The following is a 16051-nucleotide window of genomic DNA, read 5'->3' on the forward strand; positions in this document are numbered from 1 at the left end:
CCCAAAAAAACACGATTAGACTTTTTATAGCGAGGAACACTACTCTTAGAAAAACAAAATGTGCAAAAATAAGGAACTCTCCTATGAACCCATCGGCCAAGCCATTAGCACAACAAGCGTATGAACTGCGACAAGCCATTCGCAAGCAAGCGCACACTGGCCCCACCAGCGGTCTCGCCACTGGCGCCATGCAAGGTAACATTGTGATTTTACCCGCCGATTGGGCTAATGAATTTTTATTGTACTGTCAGAAAAATCCGGTTTCTTGCCCTCTAATCGGCGTATCCGAAATAGGGGATTACCACTTACCCGATTTAGGCAAAGACATCGACATGCGACACGATGTGCCTGAATACTATGTGTATCGCGATGGCATCAAGGTAGAAAGCCGTGCCGACATCACCGACTTATGGCGTGATGATCTGGTGGTATTTGTCTTAGGATGTTCCTTCTCATTTGAAAATGCCTTATCGCAAGCTGGATTAACACCGCGCAACATGACCGAAAACGTCAATGTTTCCATGTTTGAAACCACGATCCCAACGACGCCTGCTGGCCGCTTCTTTGGCAATACGGTAGTGACCATGCGTCCTTACACACCAAAAGACGCCATTCGAGCCATTCAAATCACCACACGCTTTCCAAAAGCTCATGGTGCGCCATTGCATTTTGGCAGCCCTAAAGACATTGGCATTCAGGATCTCAGCCAACCCGATTTCGGCGATCCTGTATCAGTAAATGACGGTGAAGTACCGGTTTTTTGGGCTTGTGGTGTCACCCCACAAGTCGCTGTACGTAACGCCAAGCCACCGTTCTGTATCACTCATGCCCCCGGCAAAATGCTGGTGACAGATTTATTAGATACCGATTTGGCGGTTCTCTAGTCCGTTTGCTTTACGCTGTCTTCCTTCCCAGGCGAGGTGGCGCTTTATAACACAATCAAACAACACTAACCTTCAACGAAAGGATAAGGAACAATGAAAAAACTCACGACCGCTCTGGTTCTGGGCAGTGTACTGTCCACTTCTGCTTACGCTGTTAAATGGCACATGCCAACCCCTTACGGCGACGGCAACCTACCAACGCAAATCGCTTACGGTTTTGCTGAAGAAATCAAAAATACCACCGGTGGCGACCTAGACATTACCGTCCACTCTGGCGGCTCTTTGGTGCAACACACGGAAATTCCTCGTGCGGTTAAAACCGGCCAAGTACAGATGGGTGAAGTCTTCATCGGTATTTTGGGCAATGAACATCCGGTGTTCAAACACGACAACATTCCTTTCTTAGCCACCTCTTTTGATGATGCGAAGAAACTTTGGGAAGCGGCGAAGCCACAGGTTGAGCAGCAACTGGATAAAAGCGGTATGAAGATGCTGTACGCGGTGGCTTGGCCTGCGCAAAGTCTTTATACAAAAATGCCAGTGACTAAGTTGAGCGACTTATCAGGTGCGAAAATGCGTGCTTACAGTCCATCCACTTCTCGTTTGGCCGATCTAATGGGCACAACGCCAACGACGATTCAAGTACCAGACATTCCACAAGCATTTAGTACTGGCATCATTCAAGCCATGATCACCTCACCGTCTACCGGTGTGGATAGCCAAGCTTGGGACTATGTGAACTACTACACCGACGTCAAAGCGTGGATTCCTAAAAACATTGTTGTGGTGAACAAACGCGCCTTCCGTCGTCTTGATAAAGACACCCAGAGTGCGATCTTAGCTGCGGCGAAAAACGCTGAAGCCCTAGGCTGGGAAAAAGTAGCGGAGCGTGCCGCGAGCGACAAAGCGAAATTAGCGGCAAATGGTATGCAAGTAAGCGACCCGTCTCCAGAGTTGCTTAATGAGCTGCAAGCAATTGGTGCCACTATGATAGAGGAATGGAAAGCCGAAGCGCCAAAAGAAGTGGGCGATATCTTAACTCGCTACCAAAACTAAGCACTTTCTTGAAGGTCATCTAAACGTCGTATTTGACCTTCTCACACCGTCTGGTTTCTTCGCCCCCATGTCAGTAGGCTAGACGGTGACTTTTCTATCAAAAGTGAACACTATGAAACAAATAAAAGAAAAATTGTATCTCTGTTCCGGCTTGCTCGCTGGATTTTGCATCCTCCTCATTACCTTATTGCTGCTGGCGCAAATCGTCGGACGTTTATTCGGTTTCATTGTGCCGTCTGCGGAAGATTTTGCCGGTTATGCTTTAGCAGCTTCGACCTTTCTAGGTCTGGCCTACACCTTTAGAGAGGGCGGTCATATCCGTGTGACCCTTGTGATTCAGCGTTTCTCTCCTGTCTCACGTAAATGGCAAGAAGGCGTGATTCTTGGTCTATCACTTGCCTTAATCAGTTACTTATCTTATTCGTGTGCCTACATGGTGTACGAGTCTTATGTCTACAATGAAGTCTCTTACGGCTACATCCCAGTGCCATTATGGATTCCCCAAATCCCCGTTGCTGTGGGCATTATCGCTCTCAATCTAGCGGTATTGGATGCCTTAATCAGTCTCTTGAAAGGCAAAACACCTAGCTACAGTGAACACGAAAGTGCCCTAGAATTGGAGGAAATCTAATGGATTTAATGTGGATTGCTATCCTATTAGCGTTTGCTCTGTTGGCCCTATTGTCCCTTGGTGTTTGGGTGTCTTTCACCTTGATTACCATTGGCGGTCTAGGACTGATTTTGTCCGAGAATTACCAAGTAAATCTGTTGTTTGCTACCTCCAGTTGGGGCGCCAGTACCGCATGGTCACTCACCGCGCTCCCCCTCTTTATTTGGATGGGAGAAGTTCTGTTCCGCACCCGCTTGTCAGAAGATTTGTTCAAGGGCTTGTCGCCTTGGTTAAACGGCGTGCCGGGCAAACTCTTACACGTGAATATTTTAAGCTGTGGTATTTTCGCTGCGGTATCAGGGTCCTCTGCGGCCACGGCGGCCACCATAGGTCGTATGACCTTGCCAGAATTGCGTAAACAAGGTTACAGCGAGCGCATGGCGATCGGTACTTTGGCCGGTTCAGGCACTTTAGGTCTGTTGATTCCACCCTCCATCATTTTGATTGTTTATGGCGTGGCGGCAGAAGTGTCCATTGCCCGCTTGTTCATCGCGGGAGCCTTGCCAGGCCTATTACTGGTCAGTTTGTTCATGGGCTTTACCATGGTGTGGGGCTATTTACACAAAGACGAATTACCCCAGAAAAGCCAACATGACACCAGCTGGTCAATGCGCATCAAAGCACTACGAAAATTATTGCCCGTTGTCGGGTTAATCGGGTTTGTGCTGGGGTCTATTTATGGTGGTATCACCACGCCAACCGAAGCCGCCGCATTGGGCGTGACAGGTGCTTTGATTCTTGCCGCCATGACAGGATCATTGAGCCGCAACAGCTTTATTGACAGCTTACTCGGCGCAGTGAAAAGCTCTTGTATGATTGGTTTCATCTTGGTGGGTGCTCACTTCCTCACCCTTGCTATGGGCTTTTTAGGCATTCCAAAAGCGTTGGCTTTGTGGATCGGTGGTCTTTCCTTGTCACCCATGGAGCTGATTTTATACCTCACGGTTTTGTTCGTCGTATTGGGCTGTTTCCTCGATGGTATATCTGTCGTGGTATTGACGGTAGCGGTGATTATGCCAATGGTAGAAGCGGCCAATATTGACTTACTTTGGTTTGGTATCTTCATCGTATTGGTGGTGGAAATGTCTCAAATCACGCCACCGGTTGGTTTCAACCTGTTTGTCATACAAGCCTTAACCGGCAAAAACATTCTGTATGTAGCCAAAGCCGCTTTGCCTTTCTTTCTCTTGATTGGCGTGGCGATTGCCTTAATCAGTGTGTTCCCAGAAATTGTTACCTATCTACCAGCGACCATGTCACAGAACTAATGGCCTCGCAGTAACGGATTTAAGGATGCATTAAGATGAAATTGAATTGCGATATGGGCGAAGCCTTCGGGGTTTGGAAAATGGGCGAAGATGAACAGATCATGCCCTTTGTCGATCAAGCCAATGTGGCCTGTGGTTTTCATGCCTCAGACCCGCTCACCATGAGTAAAACGGTCGCGCTGGCAAAGCAACATGATGTAACCATTGGCGCGCACCCAGCGTATCCTGATTTAGTGGGATTTGGACGTCGTAACATGGACATAGCCCCTGTAGAACTAAAGGCGCTGATTCAATATCAAATTGGCGCTTTACAGGGCATTTGCCAAGCTCACAATGCCAAGCTCAGTTATGTGAAACCTCACGGGGCTTTGTACAACCAGATGATGGCCGACTTTGCGATTTTAGACACAGTGATGCAAGCCGTAAGTGAACTGGATGCGTCTCTGACCCTCATGGTGATGGCTGTCCCAGAAGCGGAACAGGTCAAACAACTGGCCGCTAAATACGGTTTAAACATCTGGTTTGAAGCCTTTGCCGATCGGTTATACACAGACGAAGGCCGACTCACACCACGCAAACAGCCTAATGCCGTACACGCCAGCTTTGAACTGATTGAGCAACAGGTTGTACAACTGTGTGAGACGGGGACCTTAACCACAGCATCTGGACAAAAGTTGGCCATTCATGCCGACACCATTTGTGTACATGGCGACGGGGACCATGCAGTAGATGCGGTCAAACGCATTCGCCAACTGGTCGATGTCACTAATCAAGATAACGCGACAACACCATGAGCCAAGCTGTATCCCCCTTGTTACCCGACATGGATATGGTCAGTGACAATGCCTGTTTACTGACCTTTAGTCAGACCATCAGTGAGGCCATTTCGGATCGCATTGCACAAGTCAGCCAGCAATTGACGAACCTACCTGGCATTATTGATCTAATACCTTCTTACACCACCTTATTAGTGGTGTTTGATGGCGATCATTTTGACCGTTTTGCCATTTGCAAAGCCATACGCCAGTTAATACTCAAGTCAGACCCAAAGGACGCCTTGCAAGCCGATGTGCGTGAGATTGTCATTCCCGTCTATTACGGTGCTGAAGTAGGCCCGGATTTAGACGAAGTCGCGGCACACTGCGGCCTATCAACCGATGACGTCATTGAGCAACACAGTGCTAATTTGTATCGCGCCTACGCCATCGGCTTTACGCCAGGGTTTGCGTTTTTAGGCAATACCCCAGCGCAGCTCCATATAGGACGTAAAACCACGCCACGTTTGAAAGTGCCAATTGGCAGTGTCGCCATTGCTGAAAACCAAACTGCGGTTTACCCAAGCGTCACGCCGGGAGGATGGCAGATCATAGGTCGAACTCCGATTAAATTAGTCGATTGGGGAAGCGAAAATTTGGCTCTAATTGCCATGGGCGATAAGGTTCGATTTGAACCCATTTCACGACAAGACTTTTTGGCTCAAGGAGGCAATCTGGATGGCTTTTAAAGTAATCAAACCGGGCATGCTTGCCTTACTACAAGACTTAGGCCGCCACGGTCATCAAGCGATTGGAGTCACCACAGGTGGTCCAATGGATGAGCTGGCTTTTCGTTGGGCCAATGCGTTATTAGACAATGATGATAACGCCCAACAACTGGAAATCACCTTCGGCATGCTGTCTCTAGAGGCCCAAGCCAATACCAGCATGGCATTAACGGGGGCTGACTTAGACGCCTCATTGAATGGAAAAAGTCTAACGCCGTGGCAAACCTACGCGGTGAAAAAAGGCGATGTCTTAAGCTTTCAACAGCCTGTTTGGGGATTGCGCGCTTATCTGGCAGTGAAAGGGGGATTTCAATGTGAGCCGACCCTCGGCAGTATCGCCACCGTGATGCGGGAAAAAATTGGCGGTTTAACCGGCAAAGGCGATAAATTACAAAAAGACGATATCCTGCCATACCATCGCTATGATCAGCACCAGCAACGATCCGTACCTCGCGCTGCCATTCCTGATTACAGTCAATCCGACATTCCACTGGTATTGGGTTATCAGTATCGTAGTTTTTCGGATTTACAACGGGCGCATTTTTTCTCCAGTGATTACAAAGTCTCACAAAACAGTGATCGTATGGGCTATCGTTTGGCAGGAAATGCCATTCAAGGGGATGCCAAAGGCATCATTTCGGAAGGCATTGCCTATGGTTCCGTGCAGATCCCAAAGGACGGTCAACCTATCGTTTTGTTACGTGACCGACAAACCATTGGCGGCTACCCTAAAATGGGCTGTGTGACACGCTTTGGCGGCGCTTTGCTGGCGCAAAAAAAACCCGGTGACTTGATCCAATTCACCCCGATTACCGTCGACCAAGCTGAGCATGAAAGACACCTGCAAATGGCTCGTTTGCAGCAGTGGCGTTAAACGAATTCCATCCTCTCCCGCTCTTTTACATTCTGTATCACGGTAGTAAAAGAGCGCAACAATCCGATAGCCATTCTTACACATCATGACACATCCCTGTCTGAGTTTTACTCGCATATCCAGTAAGCTTAAAGAGTAAGAAAAGCAGAATGAAAAAATCTATGGGACTGGCTCATAATGTTACTCGCATCGTGTCTTTTAAAATGGACTGGTGATGATCAACCTTCATCTGCTCTACAGGTTATAAGATGATCTTAAAGCAGGGATATCATGCGAACAGTTAAGCACTTCAATAATACGACTTCTCTACTTGTCTGGATAATGGCAGGTTTAGTGTTGTTTGCCACGCTCATTGGTGCCGCCATTTTAGTCAGCACCATTCAAAATCTTCGTATCCAGCAGCAATTACTGGTTGAACAACAAAATACCATGTTACGTAATACGGCTAAACTGCGTGAAATCGTCCCAGCTCAACATAATGCAATGCACCAGCATTTAACGGAAAGTGACCACAACCACGACCTAAATCCCGAAGCTTGGCTTGCCCAATATCAACAAGCCGCCACAGACTTACAAAACAGCTCTGGACAACAGATAGAGCTGCTGGCTTTAGCAGACCGCCTAAAACAGCAAGGCATGGCAATCGAGAGTATTTTTAATCGAGTAGAAGATTGGCATGAGCGCAAAGCGGAGTTTGTTGCCCAGTCCGCATTAAACCAACGTATTGAACAAGCACAATTAAAAATCACAGCACTGCGTAGCTTGGTAAACGCCCTAAATAGTCGCTACCGCCAGCAGGAAAATCGCACCCTGTACGAATACAATCAACAGCAAGAGAACAGTCAGTCCAACCTGCTTGAATACTACATCAGTTTGAGAGACACCCGTTTAGATACCGCTTTAACCATGCTTATTGAAGACGTTGTTGCCCTTGATACAGCGCTATTTTCTCTGTTTTACATTAACAATATCAATGAACTAAATGACATCATTAACAACACCTTAACGCCTTCCATTGTACTGTTAGAAGAAGCGGTTGACGTTATTCGTTCCGTTTACCCAGCTTACGCTGCCAGCATCGACCGCCAACTTAGCGGTCTCACAAACATTCTCTATAACAATGAAGAATCACTATCAGATAAAGGGCAAAACGCACCTCAGTCTAAAGCAGCACTGCTCAGTGACCTTCGAAACAGCATCGCCTTAGAAAATGAGACCACGCTACTCGGGCAAGCCTTGGACAGTACTTTCTTACCCATTGAATCTTATTTAGACCAGATCAATGTACTGGTACAAAAAGAGTCTCACTCATTTGAAAAGAAGATCGGAGATGAACTTCAAGCCGTCAGTCTGCAATCAGGCCTAGTAAGTGCGGCCACCATTTTTATCACACTTTTATTAGCTTGGGCGATCTCCAGAAAGCTATCTTGTCACCTAAAACACATTGTAGAAAGTGAAGACCGTTTTCGTTCTATGTTTGAGTCCTCTCCTGATCCTGCTTGGATTATGGTAAATGAGCAAATAGTAGAAAATAATGAAGCCGCCAGCCATAAACTAGGGCATATTTTTAGCGATTTAAAAAAGCATTCTTTAATTCATCTCACACCGACCTTTCAAGCCAACGGTAACCATTCAATCGGGGAGATTGAGACACTAATTAATACGGTTAACGAGACGGGGCAAGCGCAGACAGAGTGGCTCTTTAGAGGCGATAATGCTCAGCCGATATACGCTGACATGACCTTGCTATCCGTCACTTATCAGGATCAAAAAGCCATCATCTGCACCTGGCGAGACATCACCAAACGTCAACAAACCCAACGTTCTTTGGAGTCTTACAAAGAGCAATTGGAACAGGAGATAGAAGAGCAAACCTTTGAGCTAAAACAAGCAAAAGAGGTCGCCGAAAAAGCCAATCAAGCGAAAAGTGACTTTCTAGCCAATATGAGCCATGAAATTCGTACGCCCATGAATTCTATCATTGGAATGTCTCATCTCGCGTTACAAACGGGTCTCGAGGAAAAACCTCGAAATTACATTAAAAAGGTACTGGGGTCTGCGGAATCCCTACTAGGTATCATTAACGACATCCTCGACTTCTCGAAAATTGAAGCCGGTAAAGTCGAAATCGAAAAACACCCTTTCCACCTGCAAGATGTTCTATCCGATGTGGCCAATATTTTGTCTTTAAAAGTGGAAGACAAAGGCCTTGAGCTCATCTTCAACGTCTCGCCAGAACTGCCAAACCACTTTATTGGTGATGCCTTACGCCTCAGACAAATTTTACTTAATTTGGGAAATAATGCCGTCAAATTCACCAGCAGCGGCGAAGTGATTATTCACGTCGGACTCAATCAGATACTCAATGACCGAGAAATGGAATTGCACTTTTCTGTTCAAGATACTGGCATTGGTATCAGTGAAGAGAGTCAAAAACATCTGTTCCGCTCTTTCTCACAAGCTGATTCATCGACGACTCGACGCTTTGGTGGAACCGGACTGGGGCTCGCAATTTCAAAGCAATTGTCCGAACTCATGGGCGGTGAAATTTGGGTAGAAAGTAAAGAAGATCAAGGCAGTACGTTTCACTTTACCATTAAGTTGACCACCTCAGACGTCATAAAACAGCAGGGCGATGTGACACACATGCCCAGTATTCAACGCGTGTTGGTGGTTGACGACAATGATGCAGCAAGAGAAATACTCAGCTCAAACGTCAAAGCCTTAGGACTTTGCTGTGATTCGGCAAAAGATGGCTTTCAAGCGCTTGAGCGAGTTCAACGAGCCCAATCTGAAGGCAGCGAATACCAACTGATTTTGGTCGATTGGCAAATGCCCGAAATGGATGGCATCGAAACCTGTCGCCACATTCTAAATCAGTCGGACAAAACGCTACCAACTATGATCATGGTCACCGCACACAGCTTAGCAACCGTCAGACAAGCTGCCAATGATTTAAACATCGCCGGCTACTTAACCAAGCCAGTCACCTTATCTAGTCTATTTGATGCCATCATGTCGTCTCATCGTTTGGATCAAACCGTCATCACCCAGCAGGTAGACGAGGACGAGCCGCCAACACACTATTCAAATCTAGAAGGTGCACGTATTCTCTTAGTAGAAGACAACGAGATTAATCGAGAATTAGCCGAAGAATTACTCAACCAACAAAAAGTCGAACTCAGTGTGGCGATGAATGGCCGAGAAGCGTTAGAGCTCATTGAAAGCAACACCTTTGACCTCGTCCTAATGGATTGCCAGATGCCAGTCATGGATGGCTATCAAGCCACTCGCGCCATTCGTCAACAAGCAAAACATGATCGTTTACCAATCATTGCCCTGACCGCCAACGTGTTAACTCATGACATTCAAAGAGCCATAGAAGCGGGCATGAATGACCATATTTCCAAGCCGATTAACATTCATAATATGTTTTCGACGCTAGCCAAATGGTTACCTGAGAGCAAGCCACTAACTCACTACATTCAAGCCGATTCGGCTGTGGATGATGACTCAGTTCTACTCCTCAATTTGGCTCTGCCACATTTGCCTAACATCAACATTAAACAAGGGCTGAAGCATACTCATAGCCAAGCACTCTATTGCAAAATGCTGACCCGTTTCCTTGAAAAATACCAAACCTTCATCATGGAATTTGAACAGCACTTGGCACAACAAGAATGGGCTGACGCCAAGCGTTTAAACCATACCTTGAAATCGATTGCCGCCACATTGGGAATGACCAATCTGAGCAAGATGGCCGCTGAGCTGGAGGCAGATTGTTCACAACAAGACGTCAAAGCCGAACTGGCATTTGAGCTCGAAAGCATCCTGAGTGGTTTAATGCTATGGCAGTCCAAATTACCTAAGAACAGCGACGTTCAAGGTGAAAAACAATCCTTGAGTGCTGAGGAAAAACACAAACAATTGAGCGAGTTACGTCATTACTTGGAGCAAAACTCAATCCAAGCACAAGACCTTGCGCAGCAGCTTACCCCTTACTTCAACAAGGACGATGAAAAAACCTTATTCAAACTGATTTGCGATGCCCTAGCCTATTATGACTTTGATAGTGCCTTAGCTTGCATCGACAACTTAGAAAAAAAGATTCAATCTTAGCGAGTTTAATTATGACCAACATCAGCAACCTTTATCCCGCCGATGACACCCCGCAAGCGACCATCTTGCTGGTCGATGATACACCGGAAAACATCGATCTGTTGGCCGCGTCCCTTCGTGACGACTATCAATTGAAGGTCGCTCTCAACGGTGAACGAGCATTGGCCATCACTCAAGACAAGCGCCTGCTAAAACCAGACCTGATTTTACTCGACGTCATGATGCCTGAAATGGACGGTTACGAAGTATGTAAACGTTTAAAAGCGGATCCGACAACCGCGCACATTCCGGTGATTTTCGTGACCGCCAAACATGAAATAGGGGATGAAGAATACGGCTTTGACCTAGGCGCAGTGGACTACATTACCAAACCTTTTACTCCCAGCTTGGTTCGTGCTCGTGTGCGTACCCATTTGGCGTTATTCGATCAAAATCGACAGTTATTCAACCAGGTACAAGAACGAACCAAAGCCTTACAAGACAGTAAACTGCGCATCATTCAACATCTTGGTAAAGCCGTTGAATATAAGGACAATGAAACCGGTGCTCATGTCATCAGAATGAGCCTCATCACACGCTTATTGGCCGAACATACCGTCAGTGATCAGGCTTGGGTAGAGCGCATTTTTCAAGCCGCTCCTATGCATGATGTTGGTAAAATAGGGGTGTCTGATCACATTCTGCGCAAACCAGGTAAACTGACCCCAGAAGAGTGGAATGAGATGAAAAAACACCCTCTTATCGGTGCACAGATTCTTGAGTCTGACGATGACCCATTGCTGTTCATGGCCAGTGTGGTGTCTTTAACCCATCATGAAAAGTGGGATGGCAGTGGCTACCCGAACAGTTTAATGGCAGATCAAATCCCATTAGAAGGTCGCATTGTGGCGATCGCGGATGTGATTGACGCCTTGATGTCCAAGCGACCTTATAAAGAGCCATGGAGCGTCGAGCAAACCATTGACTATCTAGTTGAGCAAAAAGGCATACACTTCGATCCCGACTTGGCAGATCTGGCCATCAAGCTGATGCCACAAATTGTCGACATTCGAGCGTTATATCCTGACGAACCATCGAACCTACTTAACGATAGCTTTTTTAAATTAGCATACTAAATAATAACAATTTTATTAATTGTCGAAGGTCTTCTAATATGTGTCCTGTTGGTAACGCAAACACTTATTAGGAGACACACAAATGATCAACACTCAAATCAAACCATTTAACGCAACGGCTTTTAAAAACGGCGAATTCGTCGAAATTTCTGAAAAAGATGTACTAGGCAAATGGGCCGTGTTCTTCTTCTACCCTGCTGACTTCACTTTCGTATGCCCAACGGAACTTGGCGATGTTGCAGACAAATACGAAGAGCTACAATCTCGTGGCGTTGAAGTATTCTCTGTTTCTACAGACACACACTTCACTCACAAAGCGTGGCACGACAGCTCTGACACCATAGGTAAAATCAACTACTACATGGTTGGCGACCAAACTGGCAACATCACTAACAACTTCAACGTAATGCGTGAAGGCCAAGGCCTTGCTGACCGAGCTACTTTCCTAATCGATCCAGAAGGCACAATCCAAGCCATGGAAATCACCGCAGAAGGCATCGGCCGTGACGCGGAAGACCTACTACGCAAAGTGAAAGCAGCACAATACGTTGCCGCTCACCCAGGCGAAGTTTGCCCAGCAAAATGGAAAGAAGGCGAAGCAACATTGGCTCCTTCTCTAGACCTAGTCGGCAAAATCTAAGACGACTTCCCTGCAGTTGGGTGCGCCGCACCCAACTTCGGGCTTTCGCCAAATCTTGGATAGCAGCCCTCAATAACTCAAATTTCGGTACTTCATCCTCAAGCCACGCTTGCTTGGCATGACTTTTTTCGCCCGAAATTTATGGTAATTCTCAATTTAAAACGGATTAGACACTATGTTAGACGCAAATATGAAACAACAATTGGGCACCTACCTTCAAAATATCGTTAATCCGATTGAGATTACTGTGTCCACTAATGGCAACGACAAATCAGCCGAATTGATTGCCCTTGCACAAGATATTGAATCACTAAACTCAGCCAAAATTGGCTTAACCATTGATGACAATCCAAGCGGTCGAGCACCACAAATGGCCATTGGCCCAAAAGGTGAAGCACCTCGCGTTCGCTTTGCCGGTATCCCAATGGGACACGAATTTACCTCTCTTGTGTTAGCACTTTTGCAAGCTGGTGGTCACCCATCGAAAGCCACACAAGAAACACTAGAACAAATTAAAGGTTTGGACAGTGAGCTCAACTTCGAGGTATACATTTCCCTCTCTTGCCATAATTGCCCAGACGTCGTACAAGCGGTTAACCTAATGGCCGTACTGAACCCAAAAGTGACCGCGACGATGATCGACGGCGCACTTTTCCAAAGCGAAGTAGACGAGCGCAACATCATGGCCGTGCCTTCTGTTTACCTAAATGGTGAACACTTTGGTCAAGGTCGTATGACACTGGATGAAATTCTAAACAAAGTCGACACAGGTGCTGCTGACAAACAAGCTGCTTCTCTATCCGAAAAAGAAGCGTATGACGTCTTAGTCGTTGGTGGTGGACCAGCTGGCGCGGCAGCCGCCATCTACTCTGCACGAAAAGGCATTCGTACTGGCATTGTTGCAGAACGTTTTGGTGGTCAAGTCTCTGACACCATGGCCATTGAAAACTTTATTTCCGTCAAAGCCACCGACGGTCCAAAACTGGTCGCAGGCCTTGAACAACATGTACTGGATTACGATGTTGACCTAATGAAAACACAGAAAGCCGTGCGCTTAGAGAAAAAAGACTTAGTAGAAGTTGAACTGGAAAATGGTGCCGTTCTTAAGAGTAAGTCTGTCATTCTGGCAACCGGTGCTCGCTGGAGAGAAATGAACGTTCCTGGCGAACAAGAATATCGCGGTAAAGGCGTTGCTTACTGCCCACACTGTGACGGTCCATTGTTCAAAGGTAAGAAAACCGCGGTTATTGGTGGTGGTAACTCAGGTATCGAAGCGGCCATTGACCTTGCCGGTATCGTTGAACACGTTACCGTTCTGGAGTTTGGTGACACACTTCGCGCCGACGATGTACTGGTCAAAAAAGCCGAGTCGCTTGCCAACGTGACCATCATCAAAAATGCCATGACGACAGAAGTGTTGGGCGATGGCGAACGCGTCATTGGTTTGAAATACACAGATCGCAAGACTGACGAAGCTCACCTAGTGGATGTGGCGGGTATCTTCGTTCAAATCGGCTTGGTACCAAACAGTGAGTTCCTAAAAGACACACTGGAACTGACCAACCGAGGCGAAATTGTGGTGAACGGACACGGTGAAACCTCATTACCGGGCGTCTTTGCAGCGGGCGATGTGACCACCGCACCATACAAACAAATCATCATCTCAATGGGTTCAGGTGCAACGGCTGCCCTCGGCGCATTTGATTACCTAATCCGCCACTAAGTGGATTAGGTAAGGCCCTCATTGAATTGAAGACCCCTTCTTTCAATTCAATGGCTACTCATTCAGACCTTGATACGCCCTTTGCACTTCGCAAAGGGCGTTTTTTCTATTGATCAAAAGGTCATATATTCTTAGCAATCAGATCTGTTTTAAGTAGACCACCTTTGGTAAATAGCTTAGCGGAGAATTTAGGATTTCTGCGTATTTTATAAGCATCTAAGATTTGTTTTAGTCCACTTGCCTTTAACAACGAGATATTAACCTCTGTATCCATTTCAGCTGATTCTACAAAGTCATCAGAAAAAGATGGCGCTATGATTAAAACTTGAGCAACTCTTTTCCCTGCATTTTCACATCGATTTACATAGGCTTTTACCTGGCGAGAAGTAGTAGAATACTTTGCAAAATCTCCATTCTTACATGTCTTCGCTTCTCCAATAATGACATCATCATCACTCAAAGAAAGTAGAATATCGACTTTATCTTTGGCTGTATTAATAGAGCGCCTTAGATCTTCATCCACCTCTAACCCTAACTGCTCAAAAATCGCTTTTGTGACTTCTTCAAACTTAACACCAATCTCCGCCTCAGTGATATCGATGTTTTCTGCTCTTAGTACAGCTAAATCACGTTGTGCTAGCGCTGCATAATTATCAATTAATCGATCCGTTGCATCTGCAAATGACTCTAAAATCATTAATCTAGGGTTTCCTCTTTTACTCAACCCCATACTGTCACGAACAGCCTTTACTTCGTCATTGGTCAACACATATAAAATATCATGAGGCGTAATACTTAATGCTCTTAATTTATCGACATCGAGTGTTTCATTATCCTCTATTTCAAACTCTGCTTGTAACATTGTATTGAGCTCTGGAAAATGCTTCTGTAATGAGGCGAACATTTCTTTAAACCCTGTCGCACTAAGTGCATTAAACTCAACTTCAGCAGAGTTGTTCAAACAACTAATAATTAAACTTGCTCGTTCATCCAACGTTGTTCCAAGCTTTTCTAGATCCAGACTAAGATCTTCTATCAATAATTTCAGGCGCTCTTTTCTTTCATTTAAACCAGAATCAGAAGGGCAAAGGTCTTCTTTCAACATCTGGCAACTTGTTAACCCCATAGCAATAATGGTCTTTATCTTATCTTTTCGTTCTACACCTCTAATTCGTTTATCATGGGCTTTAAGAATGTTATTTAACTCGGCGTCAGACAATGTTCTCAATATTCGCAGTACATGTTTATCTGCCAAATCTTTCCCTAATATACGATTCAGCATGGCAACCACTTCATCAGCGATAAACACCAAATGATCTTTTCGTCTAACAAAAACAATGCCTAACTCTCTCATTGCATTTAGACAATCCATCACGCAATTCTGTGGAATTTGGTTCACGAGATGCTCTATGGCATTCTTAAAATCAGCGGTTATGTCCAATTTACTTGCTAATATATTTAAAATACCGCGCTCGTCATCTGTAATCTTTGCCTCACGATTATTGGCCTCATCATTGAAATACGCCTCTTTCAAACAGGCATGATAAATATCCAAACGTCTTATTTCTGAAAGGTATTCCGTCTGATGACGTTCCTCTTCAAACTGAACTTTAATTTCTTTAGCTAGCTGGTCGATTTCTCCCCATTCTTTTAGATAAAGAGTTTCTAACCAAGACATACGAGCAATACTATTTCCATCTCGGCTTACAATGTTCGTTAGTAAACTTGCCTGAACACCCAACATCGCTAACTGTTCTTTTACTGATTTTTCAAAATACGGTAAAACTAATTTAAAAAGTTGAACAATCTCACCACTCGAAGCATTTTTTATTTGCCCATCGAGCTTTTGCACCCGTTTAGCGAGCTCTTTGTCATGAATCATTGCTTCATTGCAAACTCTGTCGAGAGCATTAATAAACTTAGATTTTTCAACTTGATTAACCGATGCCAATATATTTGAAAGCTTCATAATGATCCTCTATCCATGTTATCCGTGGCTATTATGAAGATAGCTGAAAGCTGTAAAAAGTCACAGTTCGGCTAAAATTAGTAATCCATAGCCATAAAAAAAGGGCGGCACATTGTGAACTGACCCCATAAAGTTGGACTCTGTTCTAAGCGGCTTTCAAGGCCTGATTTCGATACGCTATCGGACTCAG

12 protein-coding genes are annotated in these 16051 nt (G+C 45.5%); 11 read left to right on the top strand and 1 reads right to left on the bottom strand.

Annotation, left to right across the window (positions count from 1 at the left end; genetic code table 11):
* Positions 1-83: 83 nt before the first annotated feature.
* The 11 genes from ACHUFM_RS13820 (at position 84) to ahpF (ending at position 13892) form a co-directional block, all read left to right on the top strand.
* Positions 84-884, top strand: coding sequence for a putative hydro-lyase (locus ACHUFM_RS13820; protein WP_394182816.1), 801 nt, complete (start codon positions 84-86; stop codon positions 882-884).
* Between the two features lie 93 nt (positions 885-977).
* A complete protein-coding gene (locus ACHUFM_RS13825; RefSeq protein ID WP_394182818.1) occupies positions 978-1940 on the top strand; it encodes a TRAP transporter substrate-binding protein in 963 nt (320 codons plus the stop codon).
* Between the two features lie 112 nt (positions 1941-2052).
* Complete coding sequence (locus tag ACHUFM_RS13830; protein ID WP_394182819.1) at positions 2053-2571, top strand: TRAP transporter small permease; 519 nt, start codon at positions 2053-2055, stop codon at positions 2569-2571.
* Positions 2571-3878 (top strand): TRAP transporter large permease, encoded by a 1308-nt coding sequence (locus ACHUFM_RS13835; protein ID WP_394182821.1) that lies wholly within the window; start codon positions 2571-2573, stop codon positions 3876-3878. Before ACHUFM_RS13830 ends, ACHUFM_RS13835 begins: the two co-directional genes overlap by 1 nt.
* 35 nt (positions 3879-3913) lie before the next feature.
* Positions 3914-4672, top strand: coding sequence for a 5-oxoprolinase subunit PxpA (locus ACHUFM_RS13840; RefSeq protein ID WP_394182822.1), 759 nt, complete (start codon positions 3914-3916; stop codon positions 4670-4672).
* Entirely contained in the window at positions 4669-5382 is a 714-nt protein-coding gene (pxpB, locus tag ACHUFM_RS13845) for a 5-oxoprolinase subunit PxpB (protein ID WP_394182824.1), read from the top strand. Before ACHUFM_RS13840 ends, pxpB begins: the two co-directional genes overlap by 4 nt.
* Positions 5372-6295 carry a 5-oxoprolinase subunit C family protein gene (locus ACHUFM_RS13850; RefSeq protein ID WP_394182826.1) on the top strand — a complete coding sequence of 308 codons (924 nt, stop codon included), beginning with the start codon at positions 5372-5374 and terminating at the stop codon, positions 6293-6295. Before pxpB ends, ACHUFM_RS13850 begins: the two co-directional genes overlap by 11 nt.
* A 270-nt stretch (positions 6296-6565) precedes the next feature.
* Positions 6566-10414, top strand: a complete 3849-nt coding sequence (locus ACHUFM_RS13855) for a response regulator (protein WP_394182827.1) — start codon at positions 6566-6568, stop codon at positions 10412-10414.
* Positions 10415-10425: 11 nt separating this feature from the next.
* Positions 10426-11529, top strand: a complete 1104-nt coding sequence (locus ACHUFM_RS13860; protein ID WP_394182828.1) for a response regulator — start codon at positions 10426-10428, stop codon at positions 11527-11529.
* Between the two features lie 82 nt (positions 11530-11611).
* Positions 11612-12169, top strand: a complete 558-nt coding sequence (gene ahpC / locus ACHUFM_RS13865) for an alkyl hydroperoxide reductase subunit C (protein ID WP_063332951.1) — start codon at positions 11612-11614, stop codon at positions 12167-12169.
* Positions 12170-12344: 175 nt separating this feature from the next.
* Positions 12345-13892: an alkyl hydroperoxide reductase subunit F gene (gene ahpF, locus ACHUFM_RS13870; RefSeq protein ID WP_394182830.1), complete on the top strand. Its 1548-nt coding sequence runs from the start codon at positions 12345-12347 to the stop codon at positions 13890-13892.
* Between the two features lie 121 nt (positions 13893-14013).
* On the opposite strand, the gene ACHUFM_RS13875 is transcribed toward ahpF, so the two are convergent.
* Entirely contained in the window at positions 14014-15861 is a 1848-nt protein-coding gene (locus ACHUFM_RS13875; RefSeq protein ID WP_394182831.1) for a hypothetical protein, read from the bottom strand.
* Positions 15862-16051 lie beyond the last annotated feature (190 nt).

This window comes from Marinomonas posidonica, assembly GCF_043643765.1.
GTDB classification, from domain to species: domain Bacteria; phylum Pseudomonadota; class Gammaproteobacteria; order Pseudomonadales; family Marinomonadaceae; genus Marinomonas; species Marinomonas posidonica_A.

What these genes read in the sequence shown, in the direction of transcription:
- ACHUFM_RS13820 (WP_394182816.1), top strand. Translation starts at nt 84, where the DNA reads ATGAACCCATCGGCCAAGCCATTAGCACAACAAGCGTATGAACTGCGA.
- ACHUFM_RS13825 (WP_394182818.1), top strand. Translation starts at nt 978, where the DNA reads ATGAAAAAACTCACGACCGCTCTGGTTCTGGGCAGTGTACTGTCCACT.
- ACHUFM_RS13830 (WP_394182819.1), top strand. Translation starts at nt 2,053, where the DNA reads ATGAAACAAATAAAAGAAAAATTGTATCTCTGTTCCGGCTTGCTCGCT.
- ACHUFM_RS13835 (WP_394182821.1), top strand. Translation starts at nt 2,571, where the DNA reads ATGGATTTAATGTGGATTGCTATCCTATTAGCGTTTGCTCTGTTGGCC.
- ACHUFM_RS13840 (WP_394182822.1), top strand. Translation starts at nt 3,914, where the DNA reads ATGAAATTGAATTGCGATATGGGCGAAGCCTTCGGGGTTTGGAAAATG.
- pxpB (WP_394182824.1), top strand. Translation starts at nt 4,669, where the DNA reads ATGAGCCAAGCTGTATCCCCCTTGTTACCCGACATGGATATGGTCAGT.
- ACHUFM_RS13850 (WP_394182826.1), top strand. Translation starts at nt 5,372, where the DNA reads ATGGCTTTTAAAGTAATCAAACCGGGCATGCTTGCCTTACTACAAGAC.
- ACHUFM_RS13855 (WP_394182827.1), top strand. Translation starts at nt 6,566, where the DNA reads ATGCGAACAGTTAAGCACTTCAATAATACGACTTCTCTACTTGTCTGG.
- ACHUFM_RS13860 (WP_394182828.1), top strand. Translation starts at nt 10,426, where the DNA reads ATGACCAACATCAGCAACCTTTATCCCGCCGATGACACCCCGCAAGCG.
- ahpC (WP_063332951.1), top strand. Translation starts at nt 11,612, where the DNA reads ATGATCAACACTCAAATCAAACCATTTAACGCAACGGCTTTTAAAAAC.
- ahpF (WP_394182830.1), top strand. Translation starts at nt 12,345, where the DNA reads ATGTTAGACGCAAATATGAAACAACAATTGGGCACCTACCTTCAAAAT.
- ACHUFM_RS13875 (WP_394182831.1), bottom strand. Translation starts at nt 15,861, where the DNA reads ATGAAGCTTTCAAATATATTGGCATCGGTTAATCAAGTTGAAAAATCT.